The 23,539-nt window shown below is 49.9% G+C and carries 20 protein-coding genes, 2 pseudogenes and 1 riboswitch; of the genes and pseudogenes, 9 read left to right on the forward strand and 13 right to left on the reverse strand.

Annotated elements, in window-relative coordinates:
• The first annotated feature begins 1 nt into the window (after position 1).
• Entirely contained in the window at positions 2-955 is a 954-nt protein-coding gene (locus LJ046_RS03130) for an ABC transporter ATP-binding protein (protein ID WP_002877224.1), read from the forward strand.
• Between the two features lie 348 nt (positions 956-1,303).
• Here the strand turns inward: LJ046_RS03130 and LJ046_RS03140 are convergent, their stop codons facing one another.
• From LJ046_RS03140 to LJ046_RS03150, 3 genes are all read right to left on the reverse strand, one after another.
• Positions 1,304-2,617: a C1 family peptidase gene (locus tag LJ046_RS03140; RefSeq protein WP_002877226.1), complete on the reverse strand. Its 1,314-nt coding sequence runs from the start codon at positions 2,615-2,617 to the stop codon at positions 1,304-1,306.
• A gap of 52 nt (positions 2,618-2,669) precedes the next feature.
• Positions 2,670-3,983 (reverse strand): C1 family peptidase, encoded by a 1,314-nt coding sequence (locus tag LJ046_RS03145; protein WP_002877228.1) that lies wholly within the window; start codon positions 3,981-3,983, stop codon positions 2,670-2,672.
• A gap of 96 nt (positions 3,984-4,079) precedes the next feature.
• Complete coding sequence (locus tag LJ046_RS03150) at positions 4,080-4,493, reverse strand: Hsp20/alpha crystallin family protein (protein ID WP_002877230.1); 414 nt, start codon at positions 4,491-4,493, stop codon at positions 4,080-4,082.
• A gap of 226 nt (positions 4,494-4,719) precedes the next feature.
• On the opposite strand from LJ046_RS03150, the gene greA reads away from it, so the two are divergent.
• Entirely contained in the window at positions 4,720-5,181 is a 462-nt protein-coding gene (greA, locus tag LJ046_RS03155) for a transcription elongation factor GreA (RefSeq protein ID WP_002877232.1), read from the forward strand.
• 83 nt (positions 5,182-5,264) lie between these two features.
• Here greA and LJ046_RS03160 read toward each other — a convergent pair whose 3' ends face one another.
• Positions 5,265-6,554, reverse strand: coding sequence for an adenylosuccinate synthase (locus tag LJ046_RS03160; protein WP_002877233.1), 1,290 nt, complete (start codon positions 6,552-6,554; stop codon positions 5,265-5,267).
• A 185-nt stretch (positions 6,555-6,739) separates the two neighbouring features.
• Between LJ046_RS03160 and LJ046_RS03165 the strand changes: the two genes are divergently transcribed.
• The 3 genes and pseudogenes from LJ046_RS03165 to LJ046_RS03175 all read left to right on the forward strand — a co-directional run bounded on the left by LJ046_RS03165 (position 6,740) and on the right by LJ046_RS03175 (position 9,346).
• Positions 6,740-7,732 carry a GMP reductase gene (locus LJ046_RS03165; protein WP_035176450.1) on the forward strand — a complete coding sequence of 331 codons (993 nt, stop codon included), beginning with the start codon at positions 6,740-6,742 and terminating at the stop codon, positions 7,730-7,732.
• Between the two features lie 128 nt (positions 7,733-7,860).
• Positions 7,861-9,022, forward strand: a pseudogene (locus LJ046_RS03170) (Y-family DNA polymerase).
• Positions 9,015-9,346 (forward strand): annotated as a pseudogene (locus LJ046_RS03175) (hypothetical protein). The pseudogenes LJ046_RS03170 and LJ046_RS03175 overlap by 8 nt, the downstream one beginning before the upstream one ends.
• A gap of 69 nt (positions 9,347-9,415) precedes the next feature.
• Here LJ046_RS03175 and LJ046_RS03180 read toward each other — a convergent pair.
• Together LJ046_RS03180 and LJ046_RS03185 are read right to left on the reverse strand one after the other, a co-directional pair.
• Positions 9,416-10,708: a nucleobase:cation symporter-2 family protein gene (locus LJ046_RS03180; protein WP_002877239.1), complete on the reverse strand. Its 1,293-nt coding sequence runs from the start codon at positions 10,706-10,708 to the stop codon at positions 9,416-9,418.
• 29 nt (positions 10,709-10,737) lie between these two features.
• Complete coding sequence (locus LJ046_RS03185) at positions 10,738-11,307, reverse strand: xanthine phosphoribosyltransferase (protein WP_002877242.1); 570 nt, start codon at positions 11,305-11,307, stop codon at positions 10,738-10,740.
• 67 nt (positions 11,308-11,374) lie between these two features.
• Positions 11,375-11,472, reverse strand: a riboswitch (purine riboswitch).
• Between the two features lie 189 nt (positions 11,473-11,661).
• Between LJ046_RS03185 and guaB the strand changes: the two genes are divergently transcribed.
• The 3 genes from guaB (at position 11,662) to LJ046_RS03200 (ending at position 16,127) form a co-directional block, all read left to right on the forward strand.
• A complete protein-coding gene (gene guaB, locus LJ046_RS03190; protein ID WP_002877243.1) occupies positions 11,662-12,819 on the forward strand; it encodes an IMP dehydrogenase in 1,158 nt (385 codons plus the stop codon).
• Positions 12,819-14,372, forward strand: coding sequence for a glutamine-hydrolyzing GMP synthase (guaA, locus tag LJ046_RS03195; protein ID WP_002877245.1), 1,554 nt, complete (start codon positions 12,819-12,821; stop codon positions 14,370-14,372). Before guaB ends, guaA begins: the two co-directional genes overlap by 1 nt.
• A 144-nt stretch (positions 14,373-14,516) precedes the next feature.
• Positions 14,517-16,127 carry an ATP-binding cassette domain-containing protein gene (locus LJ046_RS03200; RefSeq protein ID WP_002877247.1) on the forward strand — a complete coding sequence of 537 codons (1,611 nt, stop codon included), beginning with the start codon at positions 14,517-14,519 and terminating at the stop codon, positions 16,125-16,127.
• 36 nt (positions 16,128-16,163) lie between these two features.
• Here LJ046_RS03200 and LJ046_RS03205 read toward each other — a convergent pair whose 3' ends face one another.
• Positions 16,164-17,006, reverse strand: coding sequence for a helix-turn-helix domain-containing protein (locus tag LJ046_RS03205; RefSeq protein ID WP_002877248.1), 843 nt, complete (start codon positions 17,004-17,006; stop codon positions 16,164-16,166).
• A 156-nt stretch (positions 17,007-17,162) separates the two neighbouring features.
• Between LJ046_RS03205 and LJ046_RS03210 the strand changes: the two genes are divergently transcribed.
• Entirely contained in the window at positions 17,163-18,635 is a 1,473-nt protein-coding gene (locus LJ046_RS03210; protein ID WP_002877249.1) for a glycoside hydrolase family 1 protein, read from the forward strand.
• A 52-nt stretch (positions 18,636-18,687) separates the two neighbouring features.
• Here the strand turns inward: LJ046_RS03210 and LJ046_RS10135 are convergent, their stop codons facing one another.
• The 6 genes from LJ046_RS10135 to LJ046_RS03235 all read right to left on the reverse strand — a co-directional run bounded on the left by LJ046_RS10135 (position 18,688) and on the right by LJ046_RS03235 (position 23,271).
• Entirely contained in the window at positions 18,688-18,849 is a 162-nt protein-coding gene (locus LJ046_RS10135; RefSeq protein WP_002877251.1) for a hypothetical protein, read from the reverse strand.
• A gap of 118 nt (positions 18,850-18,967) precedes the next feature.
• Positions 18,968-19,183, reverse strand: coding sequence for a hypothetical protein (locus LJ046_RS03215; protein WP_002877258.1), 216 nt, complete (start codon positions 19,181-19,183; stop codon positions 18,968-18,970).
• Positions 19,184-19,436: 253 nt separating this feature from the next.
• Positions 19,437-20,660 (reverse strand): IS110 family RNA-guided transposase, encoded by a 1,224-nt coding sequence (locus tag LJ046_RS03220; protein WP_072557701.1) that lies wholly within the window; start codon positions 20,658-20,660, stop codon positions 19,437-19,439.
• A 281-nt stretch (positions 20,661-20,941) separates the two neighbouring features.
• Positions 20,942-21,754, reverse strand: a complete 813-nt coding sequence (locus LJ046_RS03225; RefSeq protein WP_002876658.1) for a transporter substrate-binding domain-containing protein — start codon at positions 21,752-21,754, stop codon at positions 20,942-20,944.
• 51 nt (positions 21,755-21,805) lie between these two features.
• Complete coding sequence (locus LJ046_RS03230) at positions 21,806-22,555, reverse strand: amino acid ABC transporter ATP-binding protein (protein ID WP_002876657.1); 750 nt, start codon at positions 22,553-22,555, stop codon at positions 21,806-21,808.
• Positions 22,552-23,271, reverse strand: coding sequence for an amino acid ABC transporter permease (locus LJ046_RS03235; protein ID WP_371857118.1), 720 nt, complete (start codon positions 23,269-23,271; stop codon positions 22,552-22,554). The genes LJ046_RS03230 and LJ046_RS03235 overlap by 4 nt, the downstream gene beginning before the upstream one ends.
• Positions 23,272-23,539 lie beyond the last annotated feature (268 nt).

Consider the following 23,539-nt stretch of genomic DNA (forward strand, 5'->3'; position numbering starts at 1 on the left):
TATGCCAGAAGAAAGAAAAAAGATTTTAGAGGTCAAGCACTTGAAGCAATACTTCAAGAACGGACGCACCGTCACCAAGGGTGTCGACGACGTCAGCTTCGACATCTATGAAGGTGAAGTCTTCGGCCTGGTTGGTGAATCAGGTTCTGGTAAGACCACCACTGGCCGGTCAATTTTGCAGCTGTACAAGCCAACGTCCGGTGAAGTCCTCTTTGAAGGCAAGGATGTGGCCAAGCTGCATGGCCGCGACGAACAATTGGCTTTCCGCCGCGACGCGCAGATGATCTTCCAGGACCCATACGCTTCCCTTAACCCAAGAATGACGGTTGAAGACATTATCGCGGAAGGGCTGGACATCCACCACTTGGTTAAGGACAAGGCAGAACGGCGCAAGCGGGTCGAAGAACTGCTGGAAACGGTTGGTTTGAACCGTAACCACGCTTCCCGTTTCCCACACGAATTCTCCGGTGGTCAGCGGCAAAGAATCGGGATCGCCCGGGCTTTGGCCGTTGAACCGAAGTTCATCGTGGCCGACGAACCTATTTCAGCCTTGGACGTGTCCATTCAAGCCCAGGTTGTCAACTTGATGATCGACTTGAAGAAGCAGCATGACTTGACTTACCTCTTCATCGCCCACGACTTGTCCATGGTTAAGTTCATCTCTGACCGGATCGGGGTTATGCACTACGGTAAGCTGCTGGAAGTCGGCAGTGCTGATGAAGTTTACGACCACCCGCTGCACGACTACACCAAGAGTTTGATCTCTGCCGTGCCGCAACCAGACCCGGAAATCGAACGGTCCCGGAAGCGGATCGATTACGAATACGGCAAGTTCGAAGGCGACGGTAAGGACGATCAACGGTCCATGCACGAAATCCGTCCAGGCCACTTTGTTAAGTGTACTGACGATGAAGTTGACTACTACGAAAAGGTTGCCCAAAGCTACGAGAAGTAGTTTGACAAAGCAAATAAAGAAAGAGAGCTCCAGCGAGCTCTCTTTTTTGTGTTTCGTCTATTTTTCGTTCTTCGAATTGAGCTTTATCGGCTGAAACATTCTGGCCGGCCTGTCCTTGGGGATCGGCTTCCTCTGGCTGGTGCCTTACTACAACGCGGCTCACGCTGAGTTCTACCGGACTTTAGCCGGCGACCAGTTTAAGAGCAAGGATTAAGTCCAAAGTAAAAACCGCTCAAGTTCTGTTAGAGAACTTGAGCGGTTTTTTTCATGCTTAATCCCGGTGAAGGGCGGCGATGACCAGGCCCAGCATGACGAGCGAGATCAAGCCGACGATAATCAGCGTACCCATTAGGCTAATGAGTCCCAAGGAGCAAGTTCAACAGGAGTTGAAGAGAGCAACTCTTGCTGGTCCTTGGTCAAGTATTTCTTGTGAACAACGACTTCGTAGACGTATTCCTTGAACCAGTTGTGGCTCATGACGAAGAAGCCCTTTTCCCCGGACTTGTCGCCCCAGGAGTTTTCTACCTTCCATTGGCGGATGTCGCCCTTATCTTCATCAACCCCGACCAGGGTCATGGCGTGGGAAACTTCACCAGCGCCGGTAGCCAGACGGTCAGCCTTGGACAGGCTAAGGTCAACGTCAAAGAGGTCTTCCAGCTTGTAGAGGTCAGTGTCCAGGTAGCCGGTCTTGCGGTCCATTTGCCGCAGGACGTCGTTGCCGAACCAGACAGCTTCCCCGTCCTTTAATTGGGCAACAGCGGCTTGCTCCAGGTATTCCATCGGCACGTTCAAGAAGAGGATCGGGCTGCCGCCCTTAACGTTGTCTTCAGCGCCCAGGTGGTAGAGCTTGCCGTATTCGTGGTCTGGGGCGTTGGTCAAGACCACGTAGTCGTCCAGGTCGACGTCAAAGTACTTGTTGAAGAAGGAGACTGGGGTCAAGTTCTTTTCTAGGTGGTAGTTCTTGTCGTCGTCTCTGTATTCCAGGTCAAAAGTCTTTGGCGGTTCACCAACGGCGATGGCAACCATCCGGTAGATTTCGTTTAAGAAGGTTTTGCGGGCCTTTTCCAGCCCTTCCTGGTCACCTGCTTGAGCCAGGCGGCGCAAGGCCAGGGCGTCTTTTCTTTCCTTGTCAGCCAGGGCGCTGGCCAAACCGTTAGTAGCGGAAGTGTTGAAGCTTTCAGGCATAACGTAGCTTGGCACGACACCATACTTCTTGACCAAAGAGATGGCCATGTGCCATTGGCCGCCGTCGTGGCCGGCGAAGTCGAAGTAGCTGCGGACTTCCCGGTCGTCTAATGGCTTATCAGCGGTTTCGATCACTTTTTCATAGAAAAGGTTGGCTCTTTCCAGCTTGTCCCAGAAGAAGTTGTAGCTTTGGGACAGGGTAAAGTTCTTGGCCTTATGCTTGGCGCCGAAGTCGTGGCGCAAGACGTTCAAGGTTGAGAAGAGCCAGCAGCGGCCGGACTGCTTTTGGTTGGTGACGTTGTCCGTTGGCAATTCAGTTGAAAAGACCCGGGTTAGGCGGCCAGCCACGCGTTCGTTGTAGGAAGCTTCCAGAACCCCGCTTCTGGCTGCAGCGCGGGCGATGACTTGGTTCTTCGGGTCAACATTGAAATTGGCGCTGAATTCCGCCAATTCCTGCAGAGTTAATTCATGACTCATATTTTTTTCTCCTTTTGTTTTAATATTAATAAGTCAATGTTAACATACCTGCTTAAATTAAGGAATCCCAAGGATCAAGTTCGATCGGCTGTTTTTTGAGCAGGTCCAGGATTTCAGCCGGTACGTGCTTCTTTTGCACGGCGACCTCGTAGGTGTATTCTCTGAACCAGTCAGCGCTCATGGTGAAGTAGCCCTTTTCCCCGGACTTGTCGCCCCATGAGTTTTCCACCTTCCATTGCCGGACTTGACCGCCGTCCACGTCAACGCCGACCAGTGCCATGTCGTGGGAAGATTCTCCGATCCCGGTAGCTAGGCGGTCAGCCTTGGATAAGTGGCTGTCGATGTCCAAAAGCTGGTCCAGCTGGTAGAGATCCAGGTCCATGAAGCCGGTCTTGCGGTCCATCTGCCGGCCAACATCATTGCCGAACCAAACAGCTTCTCCGTCCTTCAGCTGGGCAATCGCCGCGTCTTCCAGATATTCCATCGGCACGTTGATGAAGAGGTTAGGGTAGCCGCCCTTAATGTTGTCTTCAAAGCCCAGGTGCAAGACCCGGTTCATTTCATGGTCTGGGGCATTAGCCAAAACCACATAGTCGTCCAGATCGGTCGCGCAGTACTTTTTGTAGAACTGGACCGGAGTCAATCCCTTGTCCAAGTGGTAGTTCTTGTCGTCGTCTCTGAATTCCAGGTCAAAAGTCTTTGGCGGTTCACCCAAGGCCGTAGCCATGATCCGGTAGATCTGGCTTAAAAAGTCGGTCCGGGCTGCCTCCAGCCCTTCCTGGTCGCCTGCTTGCGCCAGCTGGCGCAGGGTCAAGGCGTCTTTTCTTTCCTTGTCAGCCAAAACCATGTCCAAAGCCTGGCTGTGGTTGCTGTTGAAGCTTTCCGGCATGGCGTAAGCCGGTACTACCCCGTATTTGGCGATGAGGGAAGCCGCCATGTGCCACTGGCCGCCGTCGGTCTGGCACCAGTCAAAGTAGCCGCGGACCGTCCGGTCAGCCAAAGGCCGGTCAGCCGTGGCAATGATCCGGTCGTAGAAGTAGTTGGCCCGTTCAATCTTGTCCCAGAAGAAGTTGTAGCTCTGGGAGAAGGTGAAGTTCTTAGCCTTGTTGGCCTTGCCAAAATTGTGCCGGACCACGTTCAAGGTTGAAAAGAGCCAGCAGCGGCCGGATTGCTGCTGGTTGGTGACATTGTCAGTGTCCAGCTCGATGGAAAAAGTCCGGTTCAGCCGCTGGCTGACGGCCGGGTTGTAGGCGGCGTCCAAGAGGCCGCTGCGTCTGGCGGCCCGAGAAATTACTTGATTTTTAGGATCAGCGTTGAAGTCCCGGCTGAAGGATTCCAGCAGCTGGGGGTTTAATTCGTGTGTCATGAAAAATCTCCCTTAGCAATAGATGATTATAGAATAATCTTACGCTAAAGAGGGCAAAAAAAGAAGCCCTAGCGGGCTTCTCTAAGCACTCTGGGCTTATTCGATAGTAATCGTGTCTGCGTTTTCTTCTGGAGCTACCTTTGGCAGGGTAACCGTCAAAACACCCCCGTCAAGCTTGGCGCTAATGCCTTTCTTGTCAACGTTCGGCAGGCTGAAGCTTCTGGAAACTGACCCTTCGCTGCGTTCCTGGCGCAAGAGGTTCTTCTTCTTGTCGCTGTCATCCTTGAAAGTGCTACGGTGGGCGGAAATCGTCAAAATCCCGTCAGTGTAGGAGAGGTGGATGTCATCCTTGCTCATCCCCGGCACGTCGATCTTGACGGTGTATTCGTGCTCATCTTCAGCAACGTCTGATTGCAAAATGTTTCTGAAAGCGTGGCTGTCCAATTTGTCGAGCCAGTCGCCCATGTGATCGAACAAGTCGTTGTAACGGTTCATTAAATCATTAGTCATAGTCTAAAACTTCCCTTCACCAAATTATGCAAATCGCTTTTTACAAATAGAGGCGGGGAGAGAAGCGGCGAAGCCGCTTTCTTTCCCGACAACTATATTATAGTCCCTTTTAGGAAAAATGGCGTAATTAGCACTCAGTTTTTTGACTGCTAAATAAAATCTTTGGCAAAAAGACCTGGGCGGGCTATAATGATTAAAAAATGGAAGTGAAAGGCGACTGGTAAGTATGGTATATTATCAGAAAATGACTCCCGAGGGCTACAAGCAGATTGAAGACGAGATCGCGGCCTTGAAGGCTGACCGGCCCCGCCGGGTGCAGAACCTGAAGGAAGCTCGTGCCTTGGGCGACTTGTCCGAAAACACTGAATATTCAACCGCTAAAAGGGAACTCCGCCACCTGGACAGCCGGGTCCGCTACTTGAACAAGCAGCTGAAATACGCGGAAGTCATCGAAACGGTCAACGACGGTAAGGTCAACCTGGGCAAGCAGGTGGAAATCCGCTATGAAGACGACCAGGAGGTTGAAGAATACCGGATCGTCGGCCGGATGGAAGAGGCCGTAGGGGATGGAAAACTGCCCTTTGACTCGCCTTTGGGCCACGCTTTGATGAAGCACAAGGCCGGAGACCGGGTGACGGTTGAAGCCCCAATGGGGGACTATGAAGTGACCATTTTGTCGGTCAAGTAGTAAACAGCAGAAGAAAATATAAAGACAAGAAAAACCGTTTCGCCAGGCGAAACGGTTTTTGTGTTGATAGCTTTTTTACCGTCTTACAGAGTCCATGGGTCTTGCAAAACGATGGTTTGTTCCCGGTCTGGGCCGACAGAAACAGTCACGACAGGTATGCCAGTGATTTCACTGATCCGCTTGACGAAGGCCTGGGCCTTTTCTGGCAGGTCTTCCCAGCTCTTGGCGCCGGTGATGTCTTCTTCCCAGGCTGGCAGTTCTTCGTAAACTGGCTGGCAGGCTTCAACTTCCTTCAAGCTGGCTGGGTAGTAGTCAATTTGCTTGCCGTTTAAGTCGTAGGCCACGCAGATCTTGATCTTGTCAAAGCCGCTGAAGACGTCCAGCAGGTTCAAGCTCAAGGCGTTGATCCCGGCTACGCGCTTAGCGTGACGGAGGGCAACTGAGTCAAACCAGCCAACCCGGCGCGGACGGCCAGTAACAGTACCGTATTCGTGGGCGATGTCCCGGATCTTGTCGCCGGTTTCATCGTGCAGTTCAGTTGGGAATGGGCCGGCACCAACTCTGGTAGTGTAGGCCTTGCAGATGCCCAGGACAGTCTTGATCTGGTTAGCCCCGATCCCGCTGCCGGAAGCGATCCCGCCGGAAACTGAGTTAGAAGAACTTACGAATGGGTAGGTACCCTGGTCGATGTCCAGCATGATCCCTTGGGCACCTTCAAAGAGGACCTTTTCGTCCCTGTCCAGAGCGTCGTTGACGTAGAGGGAAGTGTCACAAACGTACTTGGCGATCCGCTTGCCGTATTCAACGTACTTGTTGTAGATTTCGTCAAAGTCCATGGCTGGCTTGCCGTAAACCTTGGTGAAGAGGGCGTTCTTGCTTTTCAGGTTGAAGCGGAGCTTTTCCGCAAAAGTTTCCGGATCGATCAGGTCGCAGACCCGGATGCCGATTCTGGAAGCCTTGTCCATGTAAGTTGGCCCGATCCCGTTCTTGGTGGTGCCGACCTTCAGGTTGCCCTTGGCTTCTTCTTCATAAGTGTCTTGCATTACGTGGTAAGGCATGATGACGTGAGCGCGGTTGGAGATCTTCAAGTTGCTTGTGTCGATCCCGCTCTTTTCCAAGTTGTTCAGTTCGCCCAGGAGGACTTTAGGGTTGATAACCACCCCGTTGCCGATCACGGCGCCCAATTTAGCCGCGAAGATCCCAGATGGAATCAAGCGCATCTTGAATTCCTTGCCGTCAAAGTCGATCGTGTGGCCAGCGTTGTTACCGCCGTTAGCGCGAACTGACAGGTCTGCCGTCGTCCCTAAAAAGTCTGTAATCTTACCCTTGCCTTCGTCGCCCCATTGGCTGCCGACAACTGCGATTGATGTCATTTTTTCACCTCAAAAAATATTTCATAGAACTTACGTTAGAAAGGTTAGCATTTGCCGGGCAATTAGTCAACAGGAAATCCGAATAATATTTTTAGAACGTTCGTGAATAGTTCGAATAAACCTTGACTTTTATGGGAAATGTCAGTAAAGTATCAAAGGTACTTTAAAAAAGGAGCTGGCAAAAAATGAACAATTATTTCAGCATGGAAGCTTTTGACTATGATGATATCCAACTGGTGCCCAACAAGGCCATCGTGAAGAGCCGGAAGGAATGTGACACGAGCGTCAAGTTTGGAAACCGAACTTTCAAGATCCCAGTCGTTCCCGCCAATATGGAAAGCGTCATTGACGAAAAGCTGGCGGTCTGGCTGGCCCAAAATGGCTATTACTATGTCATGCACCGCTTCCAGCCCGAAAAGCGGGCCGACTTCATCAAGATGATGCATGAGAAGGGACTTTTTGCATCGATTTCTGTCGGCATCAAAGACGATGAATATGACTTCATCGACGAACTGGTGGAAAAGGACTTGATCCCGGAATACACCACGATCGACGTGGCCCACGGGCACTCAGTCTACGTGATCGACATGATCAAGTACATTAAGGAAAAAATGCCGGACACCTTCTTGACGGCCGGCAACGTGGCAACGCCGGAAGCCGTCCGGGAACTGGAAAATGCCGGCGCGGACGCTACCAAGGTGGGGGTTGGCCCGGGCAAGGCCTGCATCACCAAGCTCAAGACCGGTTTCGGGACTGGCGGCTGGCAGCTGGCTGCCCTCAGAATGTGCAGCAAGGTGGCCAGAAAGCCTTTGATCACTGACGGGGGGATCCGCCACAACGGTGATATCGCCAAGTCTGTCCGCTTCGGAGCCAGCATGGTCATGATCGGGTCAATGCTGGCCGGGCATGAAGAATCCCCGGGCAACGTGATTAAGATCGACGGCAAGACTTACAAGCAGTACTGGGGTTCAGCCAGTGAAGTGCAAAAGGGCGCCTATCGCAACGTTGAAGGCAAGCAGATGCTGGTCCCTTACCGGGGCAGCATCGCTGACACCTTGGAAGAAATGAAGGAAGACCTGCAGTCTTCCATCTCTTACGCCGGTGGCCGGGACCTGGAATCAATCAAGCGGGTCGACTACGTGATCGTTAAGAACACGATCATGAACGGCGACTATTAAACTGAATTTTGTAAAAAGAGGCTGAGGCCTCTTTTTATTTTTGCTTTTATTTTCTGTTTGCCTACTTTTTAGAACGAAGGTTCGATATAATTTATTAGAACGAATGTTCAAGAAAGAAGTGGATTTTGATGTACGATTACCGCTATGAGCCCCACCGGGTTATTTTCATGATCGACAGCAAATCTTTCTATGCCTCCTGCGAGGCCCTGCGCCTGGGCCTGAACCCAATGGAAGTCGCTTTAGCCGTCGTGTCCCAGCAGGTGGGGACTGACTGGGGGTCAGGCTTGATTATGGCTGCCTCGCCTTTGGCCAAGAAAAAGTACGGCCTGAGCAATGTCATGCGGGCCAGAGACTTACCGCCTAAAGACCAGGCCCCGGACCTAATGCTGGTTGAGCCGCATATGTATCTTTACATCAAGCGCAGCATGGAGGTTTTGCAGATTTTCCGCAAGTACGCGGTGGATGAGGATATCCATGTCTATTCGATCGATGAAAGCATGATCGATATGACTGAGTCCTGGCACTTGTTTGGGGATGACTCTTATCTGGTGGCCCGGAAGATTCAAAAAGATATTCACGACAGCCTGGGCTTGCGGGATTGGGGAGAACCCCCTTTTGGCCAAGCTGGCCATGGACATTTCCGCCAAGCACCGGACTTCGATGATTGCTTGCTGGCACTATATTGACGTGCCCGATACTATCTGGAAGATTCCCAAGCTGGAAGACGTTTGGGGGATCAATGTCAAGACGGCCAACCGCCTGCGCCGGCTGGGGATCAACAACATGTATGACCTGGCCCACAGCGATCTGGCTATTTTGAAGAAGGAGTTCGGAGTGATCGGCGACCAGCTTTTTGCCATGAGCTGGGGAGTGGACCGGAGCATCATCAAGCAGAAGTACCGGCCCAAAAGCAAAAGCTACGGAAACTCCCAAATCTTAAGCCGGGACTATGAAGACCAGCGGGAAATTGAGATAGTTATTCAGGAAATCGGCGACCAGGTCGCGGCCAGAATCCGGGCCCTTTTCAGAAGAAAGTGGCGGGGGCAGGCGGTCAGACGGCTGGGAGTGACCTACAGCAATTTAGCGCCGGCCGGCTGCCAGCAGCTGACCTTCTTCCTGCCGCCAGCCGAGCAGATCAAGCAGCAGAAGCGGGATTAGGTGGTCGACAAATTACGGAAGAAGTATGGTTTTGCCAGTGTCGTCAGAGCCTCCAGCCTTTTGCCAGGGGCCACGGCAATTGCCAGAAGCCGCTTGGTCGGCGGCCACAATGGAGGCAACGCCTATGAGTAAGGAGTTTGACCAACGGGTGACGGATTTTTTCGCCCATTATCAAGACCGGGGGATGAAGAAGTGGGCGGGCTTTTTCCTAAGCGACCACACGGCCATGATCAATAAAGAGACAAGGCAGAAAAGCGTGCCCGACCGGGCGGAAATGAGCCGGGAAGAGTGCGGAAAAGTGCTGGGAGCAGAGCTTTTGGCAACCAGCGGCCGGTGGCCGTCCAGCTGAAGGAAGTGGATGGCTTTGTCCAGGGCTACGCGGAAGACAAGGTGGTGATTGGCGAACACGTCATTGCGCTAGACGACTTGCGCTGCGTCCTGCTTTTAAGTGATTAAGGACAAAAAAGAAGCCCCGCTTCATGGTAAAGGAGGCTTCTGAGATTTATCTGTGTTTAATTGCAAAAGTTATTTTTCGTCCAGTCCTTTTTTGCCCTTGAAGATCAAGTTCAAAAGGACGGAAGAGATTGAGGCGATGACGATCCCGTTTTCTAGGAAAAGCTGCAGTTCACTTGGCAGAGCCTGAAAGATGGTTGGGTAGACGGAAACGCCTAAGCCCAGGCCCAGGGAGATGGCCACGATCAAGAGGTTATTGTTGTCGCTGAAGTCGACCTTGAGTAGCATCTTGATCCCTTGTACGGCGATGGAGGAGAACATGACCACCATGGCCCCGCCTAAAACCGCCGTTGGCATGATGGTGACCAGGGCACCGACTTTTGGCAGAAGGCCCATGGCCATCAAGAGGCCGGCTGCCCAGTAGATCGGCCGCTTGGACCGGATGCCGGACAATTGCAGGAGGCCGACGTTCTGGGAGAATGTGGTGTAAGGGAAGGTGTTGAAGAGACCACCGAAAATCTGGGCCAGCCCTTCAGCCCGGTAGCCCCGCTTGAGGTCATCTTCCGTGATGTCCTTGCCCAAGAGGTCGCCTAAGGCGAAGAAGACGCCGGTTGATTCAACCATGGAGACCAGGGCGATGATCATCATAGTCAAGCTGGATGACCATTCAAACTTTGGCAAGCCGAAATAGAAGAATTGCGGGAAGTGCAGCCAGGCAGCTTCAGAAACTGGGGTCAAAGAAACCATACCCAGGCAGGCGGCCAGGAGAGTGCCGACGATGAGGCCGATCAAGATGGAGATTGAGGCAATGAAGCCCTTGGCGAAGGCTTGCAGAGCCACGATCACTAAGATGGTGACGCAGCCGACCAGGAGGTTCTTCGGGTCACCGAAGTCCTTGGCAGTGGCTGACCCGCCGCCCAGGTTCTGGATGCCGACCGGGATCAAGGTCAAGCCGATAGTGGTGATCAAGGTCCCGGTGACAACTGGCGGGAAGAGCTTTTTGATTTTGGAAAAGACTCCGGCGATGAGGAAGACGAAGACCCCGGCCACGATGATTGATCCGTACATGGTGCCGATGGAGTATTTCTGACCGATCATTTCCAAAGGAGCAACAGCCTGGATGGCGCAGCCTAAAACGACTGGCAGGCCGATCCCGAAGTAGCGGTTGCGCAATAGCTGCAAGAGGGTGGCCAGGCCGCACATGAAGATGTCGATGGAAACCAGGTAGGTCAATTGCTCTGAGTTAAAGTGCAGGGCATTGCCGATCAAGATCGGGACCGCCACGGCCCCGGAGTACATGGCCAAAAGGTGCTGCAGGCCCAGGACAAAAGAGCGGCCTTGTGAAGGTTCTTGTGTTTGATCCATTTTTAGTAGATAACTCCTACTGTCAAAGATTAATTGAAGATAACTTGCCCGTCGGCGAATTCCTTGATGCTGGCCAAAGCTTCCAGGTGGTAGCCATGGTTAACCAGCCAGTCGTGGCCGCCCTGGAAGGCCTTCTCCACGACAACGCCCACGCCGACTACTTCAGAGCCGGCTTGTTCAGCCAGGGAGATCAGGCCCTTGGCTGCTTCGCCGTTGGCCAGGAAGTCATCGATGACTAAGATGCGGTCATTGGCATCAAGGAACTTGGCTTCAACAGAAATGGTGTTGGTCACTTGCTTGGTGTAGGAGAAGACTTCCGCGGTGTAGACGGCGTCAGTGACTGTTGAAGGCTTCTTCTTTCTGGCAAAGACCATCGGCACGCCCAGGCAATAGGCGGCCATGATGCCGGGAGCGATCCCGCTGGCTTCAGCGGTAAGGACCCGGGTGACGCCAGCATCCTTGAAGAGGCGGGCGAATTCCTGGCCCAGGGTCATCATCAATTGGGGATCGATCTGGTGGTTCAAGAATGAGTTGACCTTCAAGACGTCGCCTGGTAAAACGACGCCATCCTTCTTAATGCGTTCTTCTAAAAGTTCCATGTGACTCCTTCCGAGAAAAGAAAAAGGCTCCTTTTACCAAGCTAGGCAAAAGAAGCCGCGCCGGCAATACCGGCCCTTCTTTACCTATAGTCCGGAGTTTACGGCTCCGGGTAGAGACTGCTGCCCGTATCGCAGCGATATATAAGCAGAAACATTTGTTAAGTTATTGCTAAATCTTACAGCAAAAACCGAATTAATTCAATAAGATTCGCTGAAAAATTTCTAATCTGGCGCAAAAAGTCCTAAAATATTAAAGGAATTAGTGAATAATTCGCTTTTTGTTGACCTGGCGGCGAAAAACGTGTAAAGTTGATTAATTAAAAAGTATCAACGATTGTTTGAAAGGATAAAATCATGTCTTTGTGGGAAACCAAATTTGCTAAAGAAGGTATTACTTTTGACGACGTGCTCTTGATTCCAGCTGAAAGTCACGTTCTGCCGAACGAAGTCGACTTGTCAACCCAGCTGGCACCAAACTTGAAGCTGAACATTCCTTTGATCTCCGCTGGGATGGACACGGTGACCGAAGGCAGAATGGCGGCAGCCATGGCCAAGATGGGCGGTCTTGGGGTAGTCCACAAGAACCTTTCAATTCAAGCGCAAGCTGACGAAGTCCGTCTGGCTAAGAACACTCCGGTAACTGCCGAAGACACCCACGCTGCTGTTGACAAGGATGGCAAGCTCTTGGTAGCTGCTGCTGTCGGTGTGACCAGCGACACTTTTGAAAGAGCAGAAGCCCTGTTTGAAGCCGGTGCTGACGCGATCGTTATCGACACGGCTCACGGTCACTCAGCCGGCGTTTTGCGCAAGATCAAGGAAATCCGCGACCACTTCCCGCACAACACTTTGATTGCCGGCAACGTGGCTACTGCTGAAGGTACCCGGGCCTTGTTTGAAGCCGGCGTTGACGTAGTCAAGGTTGGTATCGGACCTGGCTCAATCTGCACCACCAGAGTGGTTGCCGGTGTCGGCGTGCCGCAATTGACTGCTATTTACGATGCGGCTGACGTAGCCCGGGAATTTGGCAAGCCGATCATCGCTGATGGCGGGATCAAGTACTCAGGTGACGTGGTTAAGGCTTTGGCTGCTGGCGGCAACGCTGTTATGCTGGGCTCCATGCTGTCAGGTACTGAAGAAGCTCCAGGGGACGTGCAGCAAGGTTCTGACGGCCGTCTGGTTAAGTCTTACCGTGGCATGGGGTCAGTTGGCGCCATGTCCCAGCAGCATGGCTCAAGCGACCGCTACTTCCAAGGCGGCGTGAACGAAGCCAACAAGCTGGTGCCAGAAGGCATCGAAGCTGTTGTTTCTTACAAGGGTACGGTAAGCAACGTTGTTTACCAGATCCTTGGGGGCCTGCGGTCCGGTATGGGCTACTGCGGGGCTGAAAACATCGACAAGCTGATTGAAACCGCCCAATTCGTCCGCATTTCAAACGCCGGCCTGCGTGAATCCCACCCGCACGACGTGATGATGAGCAAGGCCGCACCTAACTACGGAGGCATCGACTTCTAATGGCAAAAATCGATTTAAGCAATTTTGACAAGATCATCGTCCTGGACTTCGGCAGCCAGTACAACCAATTGATTACCCGCCGGATCCGTGACTTTGGCATCTATTCAGAACTTTTGCCGCACACGATTACGGCAGAAGAAGTGAAGAAGATCGCTCCTAAGGGGATCATCTTCTCCGGCGGCCCGAACTCAGTTTACGATGAAAACGCCCTGGACGTTGATCCGGAAATTTTTGAACTGGGGATTCCAATCTTGGGTATCTGCTACGGGATGCAACTGATGACCCAGAAGCTGGGCGGGACGGTTGAAAAGGCCGGGGAAGCTGAATACGGCTCAGCCCACATTGAAGTCAAGGAAGCTGACAGCCCGCTTTACAAGGGCCTGCCAGAAAAGCAGGTTGTCTGGATGAGCCACGGTGACCTGGTAACCAAGGTGCCAGAAGGCTTTGAAGTTCTGGCTTCAAGCAAGAACTGCCCGATCGCTTCCATGGCTGACCCAGACCGGAAGTTCTACGCAATCCAGTTCCACGCTGAAGTCCGCAACTCAGAATACGGCCTGGACATCTTGCGCCGTTTTGCCTTTGACGTCTGCGGGGCTAAGGACAACTGGACCATGGATGACTTTATTAAGCTGTCTGTTGACTCAATCAGAGAAGAAGTTGGCGACGCCAATGTGATCCTGGGGATCTCCGGCGGGGTTGATTCCAGTGTTACGGCTACCCTTTTGCACAAGGCAATCGGCAGCCAGTTGACGGCGATTTTTGTCGACCACGGCCTGCTTAGAAAGAACGAAAGCGATGAAGTTATGGCCGCTCTTAAAGAAGGGCTGGGCGTGAACATCGTCAGAGTTGATGCTAAGGACCGCTTCATGTCCAAGCTGGCTGGGGTAACCGACCCAGAAAAGAAGCGGAAGATCATCGGCAACGAATTCGTGCAGGTCTTCAACGATGAAGCCAAGAAGATCAAGGACGCCAAGTTCCTGGCCCAAGGGACCTTGTACACTGACGTGATTGAATCAGGGACCGACACGGCCCACACGATCAAGAGCCACCACAATGTCGGGGGCTTGCCGGAAGACATGCAGTTCAAGCTGATTGAACCGCTGCGGCAATTGTTCAAGGACGAAGTCCGGGTCTTGGGTGAAAAGCTGGGTCTGCCACACGACTTGGTATGGCGGCAGCCGTTCCCAGGTCCTGGCCTGGCTATCCGGGTAATCGGGGAGATCACTGAAGAGAAGCTGCGGATCGTCCGGGACGCGGACGCGATCTTGCGGGAAGAAGTCAAGAATGCAGGCTTGCAGGAAAGCATTTGGCAATACTTTGTTGCTTTGCCAGGGATGCGGAGCGTCGGGGTCATGGGCGACGGCCGGACTTACGACTATGCTGTCTGCATCCGGGCCGTTACGTCAATTGACGGGATGACGGCTGACTTTGCCCAGATTCCATGGGATGTTCTGCAGAAGATCTCCGTGCGGATCGTCAACGAAGTCAAGCAGGTTAACCGCGTACTGTACGACGTGACGAGCAAGCCGCCGGCAACTATTGAATACGAATAAAAAAGTGGAATTTTCTCCGCTGGAGAAACTACCTGGTTATTTCCAGGTAGTTTTTTTGTGTAAAAAATGAAAAAATCACTTAACTTTTTTATTTTTTAATATATACTTAACACACGGAAACGTGGGAGATTCTTTAAAAAGGTTGTGAGTGTTTTGCATTATTCAGATTTTATCAAGGGTAACCGGGTTAGGTTTATCGCGATCATTCTTTTAGTTATTGGCGGTAGCGCGCTTCTTGCCGGCAACAATGCTTTGCTGACGCTGCTGGGGGACGGCTTGCGCAAAGGAAACCTGCTGCTTTTCGTGACAATTATCGGGATCAATGTTGTGGTTAATTTCATCAGCGGCAGCTTATCTTATAGAGCCAATTACTTGTATGATAAACAGACTCAGGAGTATTTCCACAAGCTTCGGTTTGCTGAAGTGGAAAAAATCTACAACAGTGGTAACAAGGCACCAAAAGTTTCCAGCGTTCAGAACAGTTTGATCCAAGATTTAAACATGCTGGGTGAAAATTTCCTGGCTCCATGGCTGAAAATTACCGCTTGTGGATTGGATGTAGTCCTTTCCTCAATCATCGTCTTTACCTACAGCTGGCTTTTATTGCTGGTAATTCTGCTTCTTGCAGTGTTGATGTTTTTCATGCCTCGATTTTTATCTCCAGCTTTGCAAAAGGCTATGGATGATATTTCTAATGAAAACAAGCGTTATCTCGATATGCTGGAAAAATGGTTTAGCGGTTTGAGCGTTTTGCAGAGATACCACGTCAAGCAGAAGCTTTTGGCGGTGACGACTGCTCAAGGAAGGCAACTTGAAGATGCCAATGTCAGACGGTCCGGCCGGATGCAATTTGCCAGCGGCGTCAACAATGCCGCAAACGTGTTGTCCCAGGCCTTAATTTTGCTCGTTTCAGGTGTCTTGATTATTACTGGCCGGATGAATTTTGGTGTTTTCTTTAGCATTGGCAACTTTGCCAGCACGATTTTTACTGAACTGGGGGTTGTGGTCAACCAATATACTATTTTGCAGTCAAGCAAGACTTTAAACGCCAAGCTCAGAAAGCAGCTTGCAGTTCAGACCGACCACTTAGAAAAGACAGAAAGTTTGGACCAATTTCAGTCATTGTCAGTTCAAGCCTTGTCTGTAGCTTTTAGTAATGAGGAAAAAATCACTTATCCGGATTTTCAAATCAAGCGGGGAGAAAAAATCTTATTGTCAGGTGACAGCGGGACTGGAAAGCCTACGCTTTTTAAGCTGATCCTGCAGGAGTTGCCATTGGCGACTGGAAAGATTTGTTTTAAAAACGAAGCCGGGCAAGAAATTGAGCGGCCAGACCTGTCTCAAATTGGTTATGTTCCGCAAGATCCGGTTCTCTTTCCAGGTACAATCAAGGAAAACATTACAATGTTTAACTCCAAGCTGAATGACCGGGTAATGCATTTTGTTAAGCAGGTGAATTTGGGAAAAGATCTGGCTAAATTCCCGGCAGGAGTAGATACGGAACTCGATCAAGGCAAGCATGCCCTGTCTGGCGGCCAGCGGCAAAAAGTGGTTTTGGCCAGAGCACAGATCCATGATAGTCAGCTGATTTTCATTGATGAAGGCACTTCAGCCATCGATGCACACAATGGCTTGGAAATTCTGCAGAATCTGTTGCAAACCGATGCAACGATTGTTTTTATCGCGCACAACTTGACTGAAGAGATGCGGCAGTTATTTGACCGGGAGATTCATTTGAGTAATACTGCAGGTTAAACGAAAAAAGCGGGCAAGTTTGGCTTGTCCGTTTTTTTATTCATTGAAATATTTGCTAAAAGCTTTGCGATATTGGCTGGGGGTCATTTTTTTCCAGGCTTTAAAATTACGTTCTAAAACTTTGGCTGAAGAAAAGCCGCAGTAATTGGCAATGTAGGCGACGGAATAGTTTGTACTCAGCAAGAGGTATCTGGCGTGCATGAGCCGGACTTGTTTTAAGTATTTGCCTAAAGGAAGTTTAGTCACTTGGCTCAATTCTTTATTTAAAGTCACTTGTGAAATTCTAAAATGTTCAGCAATGCTTTGTGCCGTGATATTGGTGGAAGAGTTGTTGGCGATGTAGGCGATCACCGTGTCAGCCAAAGATTGGTCTGGCGGCGTTGTGACGGCAGTTTTTTCAGTATATTCGCTGTCGATCAGGGCAATCATTTGAAAAAATTCGCTCAAAATTAAAAAGCGGATACTGTCACTGATCGGCTGGTCGACGAGTTCAGCGATGGTAATCAGATTTTTTCTTAACTGCCGGTAGCTGGCTGTATCGCGGCTGATATGGTCCATCTTGATCCGCCAATTTTTACTGGAAGGATATTCTTTTTCTAAAAAATTATTGTCAATAATCAGTCCCATCACATAATAATACCGGTCTTTGTGCCCCGTCGCGGCATGAATCTGTGAGCGGTCAATAGCCCAGATATCGCCGGAATTGTAATGGTGGGTCTGGCCAGCAATGACAACCTTGAAGTCTTCCCCAGATACCAAATAGTCGATTTCGATTCCGGTATGCCAGTGGGTGGGGGCTTTAGGAGCGTAATTTGATCTTTTGAAAAATTTGAAGGGGAGGCGGGCGAGATTGTCGATCTCTTCGTAAGCAATGGGCATGTCCTTTTCTCCTTTATGAATTGTCCCTAAGTGCTTTAAGAAATGGGGAGTAATCGCTTTCCTATATGATACCATACTGTTTGTAAGAGCAAATAGCTTGCTGCTACAACTGATTTAGACGAATAAACCTGAACTTACAATTTAGGAGGAAAAATAATGGCTCATTTTAGAAAAGACTTTTTGTGGGGCGGCGCCGTAGCTGCTAACCAAGTTGAAGGTGGATACAACGAAGGCGGCAAGGGCTTGTCAGTGACTGACATTACCACGGCCGGCTCTTTGGAAAGTCCGCGTTATCTGACTTACACTTTGGATGGCAAGGATGGCAAAGTAGCTGGGATGTTCGCCAGCTCCTTGCCAAAGGGCGCTAAGGGGAAGATTTTTGACAATGAATACTACCCGAACCATGTAGCAATCGATTTTTACCATCATTACAAGGAAGACATCAAGATGTTCGCGGACATGGGCTTTAAGGTATTCAGGACTTCCATTGCCTGGACGCGGATTTTCCCAACCGGTGAAGAAGACAAGCCAAACCAGGAAGGGCTGGACTTCTACCGCAGAGTCTTTGAAGAACTGAAGAAGAATGGGATTGAACCATTAGTTACGATTTCCCACTATGAAGACCCATTGGCTTTAGGCGAAAAGTACAACGACTGGCAAGACCGTAAGATGATTGACCTCTACGTTAAGTACGCGACGACCTTGTTCAAGGAATACAAGGACCTGGTTAAATACTGGCTGACCTTCAACGAAATCAACTCATCCTTGATGTTCTTGAAGCTGGTGGGTGATGGCAAGGTATCTGATGCAGATTACCAAAAGGCTTACCAAAAGCTGCACCACCAATTCGTTGCTTCTGCTAAGGCAGTTGTTGTAGGCCACAAGATCAACCCAGACTTCATGATCGGGAACATGATTGCCGGTTCTGTTTACTACCCAGGCACCCCTGATCCAAAGGATGCTTTGGCTGCTCGCTATGAAGAAGAATTGAGCCAGCTTTACTGTGCTGACGCGCAAGCTAAGGGTGAGTATCCAAGTTTTGCCAAGCGCTTATGGGATGAACACAATGTTCATTTGAAGATTGAAGATGGCGACCTTGAAGTCATGAAGGAAGGTAAAGTTGACATGTACACCTTCTCATACTACATGTCAAACATGGTTACCACCCATGATGTTGGTGAAAAGGCTAAGGGCAACTTCGCTGCCGGCGCTAAGAACCCATATCTTGAATACTCTGAATGGGGCTGGTCAACTGACCCAGACGGCTTGCAACTGTACTTGGAAAAGATGTATGACCGTTATGGCATCCCAATGATGGTGGTGGAAAATGGTCTTGGTGCCGTTGATAAGCTAGAAGATGGTACTGTTCATGACGATTACCGGATTGACTACTTGAGAAAGCACATCAAGGCGATGGACAAGGCAGTTGAACATGGGGTTGACCTGCGTGCCTACACGACTTGGGGCTGCATTGACTGCGTTTCTGCCGGAACTGGTCAAATGTCCAAGCGGTATGGCTTCATCTACGTTGACCGTGATGACAAGGGCGAAGGTACGCTTAAGCGCCTGCCTAAGGATTCATACTACTGGTACCAAAAGGTTATCGCTTCAAACGGCGATGAATTATAAAATTAAAGCGTAAGAAAAGCGGACAAGTTTGCCTTGTCCGCTTTTTTGCTGCTTACTTTTTCTTGAGCAGGTCTTTGTACATAGGGCGGTCTGCTTCGGGGATGCCCAAGAGGTCCATGGCTCTATCCAGAGTAAAGTTAGTGGTGTTGAGAATGTTGAGCAAGTAATCTCTAGTCACCTTCTCAGTCGTTTCTTTAGTCACTTCTTCAGTCACTTCTTCAGTCGTTTCCTTCTTGGCCCGGTCAAGCTTGACCTAGATAAATTGTGGCATTACTTCAGTCATGGTAGTCACCTAGTTCTTATCTCTTTTTTCCAATTCCTTGATTAACTCGTCAAAGGCATGCGTCTCCGACAGCATTGGTCTGGATGAAGTATTCCGCTAAGCAAAAGAAGGCACTCTTGAAGCGCTGATTCAGCTCTTTTGCTGACAAGTCGCTGATCCGGTAAAAAGCCTTGATCTCGTATCTGGCAACCACACCGCCTACATCGGCGTAGGCCACTACAGCAGCGGCAGCAATGCTATGGTCTGCGTAGTAATCGAATTCCACGCTTAAAGCACACTATCCCATATAATTCTCTGCATCTAAAAGGAGCCAGTTCCAAACCGGAACTGACTCCTTTTCTTTTCTACTCTAAGTCAAGTGTTATCAACGATTTTAGCAATTTTATTTTGAAATAAGGGCCTAATCGGGAAATGGTTCCCGGAGAATCGAGTTAAATATCTGATTTAGGGCATGATAAATACAGCCACCTTCTGTAATTTCAAAAAAGAGGCTGTTATAATATCTATTGGATCAATTTTTATGACAAAAGTCTTTGGTTATGTTTGGCTACGTCATAGCTATACAATTGATCATTCTTAATTAAAGCGAAGATCGTCCGTAATAATTTATGGATCGATGCGATAGCGGCCTTCTTGTGACTTGCAGTCTCAGAAGACCGTTTTCGTTTCTCGTAATAATCCGCAATATGACAAGGGTTTCCCGCTTTCTTAGCCGACTGAATTTGGTTTATGGCCAAGTACAGCACCTTTCTGCCAATAGCTGTCCCACGCTTTGAAATTGACAGGTGGGCCGTGAGATTGCCAGATTCATAAACTTGAGGATCAACACCAACGAAGGCATTTAATTGGCTAGGGTTGTTAAAGCGTCTGATATCCCCAAGCTCACTAATGATTCTTAGAGCAGTGTTTTCGCCGATGCCTGGAATGCTTGTGAGGATCTCCAGATCCCGTTTAGGAGCCAGCTTAGCCATCTCCTGTAAAGCAGTCTGGCACTCTTCTTCAGCGCTCAGAATGTTGTTAATAGCCATTTTGAGGCCACGAATATGAGCACTGTTCTTTTTGACAGCTGGGCATGCGACTTTAGCCAACCGAATAAGACTTTGCGCTATGTCGTTAGCGCGTTTTTTACCAATACCGGTTAAGCCCTTTAAGAAGTCGATGATATCGACTTCTTTTGTTTCTAGTACGATATCTGGGTGTGGGAATCTGAGGACAATACTCCAGTAGTTTTTCCCTCTCGGATTAACCATTAAGTGCTCAATCTCTGGGAAAGTGAGCTGAATGGCTTTGTGCAGTCTATTCCTGTTGGTTATCAGATCGTGCGAAGCCTGCTCATAGATACGGTTATTGGCCATCAATTCTTGATATTCTTCGCTTTGAACGTAGGCCAGCCGCTGTGGGTGCTCAGATTGCAGCTTGGCAAGGTACAAGGCATCAAGCTTATCGGTCTTGTTCTGGTGCAGGTCATCCTTTGTCTTTCTTTTGGCTTCTAGCGGATTCATCATGACATAGCGCAATTCGTGTATGTCCAAGAATGCCTGGAGTCTTCTGGAATAGACGCCAGTTGCTTCAAAGATAATCTGTGGGTTAGTAACCTGCTTAAGGTCACCTAGCAGCTGATTGAAGCCTACCATATCGTTGGAGATGGCATAGTCATTAACTTTTTGGCCATTGACCATAATGCATACGTTAGACTTTCGGCTGCTAACATCAATACCGAAAACAGTTTTCAATAAATCCATAAGAATAAACCTCCGCTTTACTCGGAGATGAGCTACCTTCACCTAATCCAATCAGATCTAATTTTCTCAACAGGACTTTAACAGCCAACATACTTAGACGAGATTCACAATTGAATGGTGAAGCTGCCCGTTTTGCCTACGACATCGTGTGTCCAGAAAAGGAACGGCATTGGCTTCATCTCCACTTTACATAGTAAAAGAAAAAGTGTTGAACGACTACTCCGTCGAGTAATCATCCAACACTAGGTTAGTATGTTTTGTCTTCATTTTTTGCTTGAAGCTTAGTTGCTCTTAGTGATATCAGCCCCAAAGTACTTGATGGAGAGCTTCTTCAAAGTGCCTTCTTTTCTGACTTCGGCTAAGGCCTTGTTGAACTTGGCCAAAAGCTTGGTGTTCTTCTTGTTGAAAAGAGCGGAAACCTTAACTGGATCAACTTGCTTGGACAAGTCGGTCATCTTTAAGTCCTTGGTGTTGTTGTCCTTGGCATACGCATACCAGGCTTCAGCGGCATTGATTGTCCCGTCCACGCGGCCTTGGCGGACTAAGGACAGACTGGTTGAAAAATCCCCAGAAGGAACGATGGTCCCCTTGTACTTCTTAACCAGGGCCGCGTTGTTGGTCCCAGTGCCTTCAGCCCACTTTTTCCCTTGGATTTGGCTTAACTTGGTAACCTTGCTGGACTTTTTGGTGATCAAGGCGTAGCGGGAATAAATGTAAGGGTCAGAGAAATTGTAGACCTTCTTGCGTTCTGGTGTTTGAGTGATGTTGTTCAAAACTACATCGTACTTGCTAGAGCCCAGGCCGGCGATCAAGGAATCCCACTTGGTTGGAACAAACTTGGCTTTTAAGCCCAGCTTTTTAGCAACGGCCTTGCCTAAGTCGACTTCAAAACCGGTCAGCTTGCCGCTCTTCCGGTAAGAATATGGGGCATAAGTGCCTTCCAGACCGATCGTCAAAGTCCCCTTGCTGGTCAGTTCTGACTGGTAGGAAGAAGAACTTGAGGATGAGCTGGAAGATGAGGAGCAAGCGGCCAGGCTGGCGCCAATTCCCGCAACTGCTAAAAAGGACAAGATCTTCTTGATTGATTTTTTCATGATGTTTCTCTTTTCTGTTTATATTTTTAGTTTTGCGATTTTTGCTAAAAATCAGTCCAAGCTGGCCAGGGACATGGAATTAAGGAAGTCCCGGATCCGCTGGTTGTCATTGTCTTGAGCAAAAAATTTTCTGGCATCTCCATCGTAGAGGATCTCTCCGTTTTCCACAAAGACAATCTTGTCGGCGACCCGCCGGGCAAATGCCAGATTATGGGTTACGATGACCAGGGACTGCTTTTCCTTAGCTAGTTCCAAGAGCACCTTCAGCACTTCTATTTCCAGTTCGGGGTCCAGGGCACTGGTCGGCTCATCTAGCAAGATGTATTCGGGATGCATGGCCAGGGACCTGGCGATCGCGACTCTCTGCGCCTGCCCGCCAGAAAGCGTCTCTGGGTAAAAGTCTGCTTTGTCGGCCAGGCCTACCTTGGCCAGGAGCTTCTTGGCTTCAGCCTCCGCGTCAGCCTTCTTTTTCCCTAGAACCTGGACAGGGCCTTCGGTCACGTTCTGCAAGACCGTGAAGTGGGGGAAGAGGTTGTAGGACTGAAAGACCATCCCGGTCTTCTTGCGGACAGTTAAGATATCCGCGTCTTTGATTTTTTGGGAAAAATCAATGTGGAGCTCATCCAGGTCAAAGTTTCCGCTTTCCGGCCGCTCCAGCAGGTCTAAGGAGCGGAGAATAGTGGATTTCCCGGAGCCGGATGGGCCAACCAAAACGGTCGTTTTGCCGGCAGGGAAGTCCAGAGAAATGTTTTTTAAAACTTGGTGGTTGCCAAAAGTCTTGCTTACCTTAGTGATTTTCATGCTTCTGCCTCGCTTTCTTTGCTATGCCGGCTGCTTGCCTTTTCAAGCCAGCCCTGGAGCCAGGAGAGGACGCTGCAGAAGAGAGCGTAAACCAGGGCAACCAGGCTGTACATGATCAGGGGCTGGTAGTTTTCCGCGGCGATCTGCTGGCTGACTTCAAACATTTCCACAATGGTGATTGAGGCTGCCAGGGACGTGTCCTTGACCAAGCCGATGAAGCTGTTGGACAAAGGCGGGATGGAAACTTTTAGAGCTTGGGGCAGGATGATTCTTCTCAGAGTCTTTCCCCGGTTCATGCCGATGGAAGCAGCTGCTTCCCATTGTTCGCGCGGCACGGATTGAATAGCAGCCCGGATCGTCTCTGAAGCGTAGGCCCCGGTGTTCAAAGAGAAGGTGATAATGCCGGCGGTAAAAGGAGCCAGTTTGATCCCGTTAGGCAAAAGGCCGGGGATTTTTAAATAAGGCAGGCCGAAGTAGACGATAAAAAGCTGCACCAGCAGGGGTGTTGACCGGAAGAGCCAGACATAGAAGCGGAAGATGGCCTTGATGATTAAAAAGCCGCCGCCCTTGTCTGAAATCCTCACCAAGGCAGTGACCAGCGCGATGATCAAGCCAAGAATGAAGGAAATGAGGGCCAGGGTGATGGTGTATTTGAAGCCGGCCGCGAAGATTTGCGGCAGGTAGTCGGTGAAAATGCTGTGTAAAATTTTTGACAGCTCCTTTCTAGCAAAGCAGGACAAGCCAGGTTTGTATTAGAACCGAATTAAAGGCCAGGACAAAAGAAAAAGGCCCAGTCAATAGTGACTGAGCCTTGGCAATAAGCCTGGTCTGATCTCGCGAAAGAACCGCTTGGTCCTTTACGAACTGACAGAAAAGCCGTCACTATCGTAAATTTGCATAGCAAAACACATGCCGCACATCATGCCGCAAGTACACATAGTGTTCATGTTTTGACCAGAAAAGTTAGTCATGTCAGCTTTTCCT

Source organism: Lactobacillus delbrueckii subsp. jakobsenii ZN7a-9 = DSM 26046 (assembly GCF_001888925.1).
Lineage (GTDB): Bacteria > Bacillota > Bacilli > Lactobacillales > Lactobacillaceae > Lactobacillus > Lactobacillus delbrueckii.

Coding starts and splice junctions, on each gene's coding strand:
- LJ046_RS03160 (WP_002877233.1), bottom strand. CDS start 6,554: ATGACATCAATCGCAGTTGTCGGCAGCCAATGGGGCGACGAAGGCAAG.
- LJ046_RS03145 (WP_002877228.1), bottom strand. CDS start 3,983: ATGACACACGAATTAAACCCCCAGCTGCTGGAATCCTTCAGCCGGGAC.
- LJ046_RS03205 (WP_002877248.1), bottom strand. CDS start 17,006: ATGCCCATTGCTTACGAAGAGATCGACAATCTCGCCCGCCTCCCCTTC.
- LJ046_RS03165 (WP_035176450.1), top strand. CDS start 6,740: ATGAACAATTATTTCAGCATGGAAGCTTTTGACTATGATGATATCCAA.
- LJ046_RS03210 (WP_002877249.1), top strand. CDS start 17,163: ATGGCTCATTTTAGAAAAGACTTTTTGTGGGGCGGCGCCGTAGCTGCT.
- LJ046_RS03225 (WP_002876658.1), bottom strand. CDS start 21,754: ATGAAAAAATCAATCAAGAAGATCTTGTCCTTTTTAGCAGTTGCGGGA.
- guaA (WP_002877245.1), top strand. CDS start 12,819: ATGGCAAAAATCGATTTAAGCAATTTTGACAAGATCATCGTCCTGGAC.
- LJ046_RS03220 (WP_072557701.1), bottom strand. CDS start 20,660: ATGGATTTATTGAAAACTGTTTTCGGTATTGATGTTAGCAGCCGAAAG.
- LJ046_RS03140 (WP_002877226.1), bottom strand. CDS start 2,617: ATGAGTCATGAATTAACTCTGCAGGAATTGGCGGAATTCAGCGCCAAT.
- LJ046_RS03150 (WP_002877230.1), bottom strand. CDS start 4,493: ATGACTAATGATTTAATGAACCGTTACAACGACTTGTTCGATCACATG.
- LJ046_RS03180 (WP_002877239.1), bottom strand. CDS start 10,708: ATGGATCAAACACAAGAACCTTCACAAGGCCGCTCTTTTGTCCTGGGC.
- LJ046_RS03130 (WP_002877224.1), top strand. CDS start 2: ATGCCAGAAGAAAGAAAAAAGATTTTAGAGGTCAAGCACTTGAAGCAA.
- greA (WP_002877232.1), top strand. CDS start 4,720: ATGGTATATTATCAGAAAATGACTCCCGAGGGCTACAAGCAGATTGAA.
- guaB (WP_002877243.1), top strand. CDS start 11,662: ATGTCTTTGTGGGAAACCAAATTTGCTAAAGAAGGTATTACTTTTGAC.
- LJ046_RS03230 (WP_002876657.1), bottom strand. CDS start 22,555: ATGAAAATCACTAAGGTAAGCAAGACTTTTGGCAACCACCAAGTTTTA.
- LJ046_RS03185 (WP_002877242.1), bottom strand. CDS start 11,307: ATGGAACTTTTAGAAGAACGCATTAAGAAGGATGGCGTCGTTTTACCA.